Source organism: Microbacterium sp. Kw_RZR3 (assembly GCF_029222405.1).
Classification (GTDB): domain Bacteria; phylum Actinomycetota; class Actinomycetes; order Actinomycetales; family Microbacteriaceae; genus Microbacterium.
On the sequence record NZ_JARHXC010000049.1, the window covers coordinates 1 to 1,923 of the forward strand.

The following is a 1,923-nucleotide window of genomic DNA, read 5'->3' on the forward strand; positions in this document are numbered from 1 at the left end:
CAAGACACGCCGCAATGCCCGGTGGGGAAACGGCGTGTCTTGGACACTCGGCGGGCACCGCACAGAGAAGGGTCGGGCCCATCATGAACGACTGGCAGAACCGAGTGGACGCCGTCTGGGCGGACGAGACCCTCACGCCCGGTGACGTGATCGAGCGGATCGACGCGCTCGCAAGCGAACGGCCGGAGGACGACGCGGTGGCCCTGTTCGAGCGAGCGGGTGCACGCGACTCGGCCGGTGTCGAGGACGAGGCGGAGGTCCTCTACCGCCGTGCCCTCGCGCTCGGTCTCGACGACGAGCGCCGCACGCGCGCGACGATCCAGCTCGCCAGCACCATCCGCAACCTGGGCAAGACCGCCGAAGCCCTCGCGATGCTGCGCGCGGAGTACGAGCGCGAACCGCGCGGACCCCTGCACGACGCGGCTGCGGCGTTCTACGCGCTCGCGCTGGTGTCGAGCGGCGAGCCCGAGCGGGCGGCATCCATCGCCCTCCAAGCCCTCGCCCCGCACCTTCCGCGCTATACCCGGTCGGTGACCGGATACGCGCGAGAAATCGCCGACGACCGCGTCTGATCCGCCCGCGGCGAACACGGCATCCCGCCCCGGAACGCGCCGGTAGATTCGTTGCAGATCACCGGAAGAGGAGCACAAATGCCCGAACCCCTTATGGCAACGAGCGTCTTCGACAGGCTGCTGAAGGACCGCATCATCTGGCTCGGTTCGGAGGTGCGTGACGAGAACGCCAACGAGATCTGCGCGAAGATCCTCCTGCTCGCCGCAGAAGACCCGCAGAAGGACATCTACCTCTACATCAACTCGCCCGGCGGCTCGATCACGGCCGGTATGGCGATCTACGACACGATGCAGTTCGTGCCGAACGACATCGTCACCGTCGGTATCGGCATGGCGGCCTCGATGGGGCAGCTGCTGCTCACGAGCGGCACCAAGGGCAAGCGCTACATCACGCCCAACGCCCGTGTGCTGCTCCACCAGCCCCACGGCGGGTTCGGCGGAACGTCGAGCGACATCCAGACGCAGGCGCAGCTGATCCTCGACATGAAGCGCCGCCTCGCCGAGATCACCGCCTCGCAGACCGGCAAGAGCGTCGAGCAGATCAACGCCGACGGTGACCGCGACCGCTGGTTCACCGCTCAGGAAGCCCTCGAGTACGGCTTCGTCGACCACATGCGCGAACACGCCACCGACGTCACCGGCGGCGGCGGAACCGCGGCCTGAGTCGAGAGGAAAAGGACACCGATATGAACATCCCCACCTTCGGCGGCGCTGCGGCGCACATGCCTTCGAGCCGCTACGTCCTTCCTCAGTTCGAGGAGCGAACGGCGTACGGCTACAAGCGCCAGGACCCGTACAACAAGCTGTTCGAGGACCGCGTCATCTTCCTGGGCGTCCAGGTCGACGATGCCTCGGCCGACGACGTCATGGCCCAGCTGCTCGTTCTCGAGTCGCAGGACCCCGACCGCGACATCATCATGTACATCAACTCGCCCGGTGGCTCGTTCACGGCCATGACGGCGATCTACGACACGATGCAGTACGTCTCGCCGCAGATCCAGACGGTCGTGCTCGGACAGGCCGCGTCCGCGGCATCCGTCCTGCTCGCCGCCGGCGCGCCCGGCAAGCGTCTCGCCCTGCCCAACGCCCGCATCCTGATCCACCAGCCCGCGATGGGCGAGGCCGGTCACGGACAGGCGTCGGACATCGAGATCCAGGCCGCCGAGATCCTGCGCATGCGCACCTGGCTCGAAGAGACCATGGCCCGCCACACGGGTCAGGACGCGGCGAAGGTCAACAAGGACATCGATCGCGACAAGATCCTCTCGGCCCAGGAGGCGATGGAGTACGGCATCGTCGACCAGGTGCTGACCACGCGCAAGCGTCAGCCGGCGGCACTCACCGCCTGACG

Annotated in this window: 3 protein-coding genes; all 3 read left to right on the top strand. The window is 67.4% G+C overall.

Annotation, left to right across the window (positions count from 1 at the left end):
* The first annotated feature begins 83 nt into the window (after positions 1–83).
* The 3 genes from P2P98_RS02180 to P2P98_RS02190 all read left to right on the top strand — a co-directional run bounded on the left by P2P98_RS02180 (position 84) and on the right by P2P98_RS02190 (position 1,921).
* A complete protein-coding gene (locus tag P2P98_RS02180; protein WP_275796759.1) occupies positions 84–572 on the top strand; it encodes a tetratricopeptide repeat protein in 489 nt (162 codons plus the stop codon).
* Between the two features lie 78 nt (positions 573–650).
* Positions 651–1,235 (top strand): ATP-dependent Clp protease proteolytic subunit, encoded by a 585-nt coding sequence (locus P2P98_RS02185; RefSeq protein ID WP_013586418.1) that lies wholly within the window; start codon positions 651–653, stop codon positions 1,233–1,235.
* 23 nt (positions 1,236–1,258) lie between these two features.
* Positions 1,259–1,921, top strand: coding sequence for an ATP-dependent Clp protease proteolytic subunit (locus tag P2P98_RS02190; protein ID WP_058596255.1), 663 nt, complete (start codon positions 1,259–1,261; stop codon positions 1,919–1,921).
* Positions 1,922–1,923: the final 2 nt, after the last annotated feature.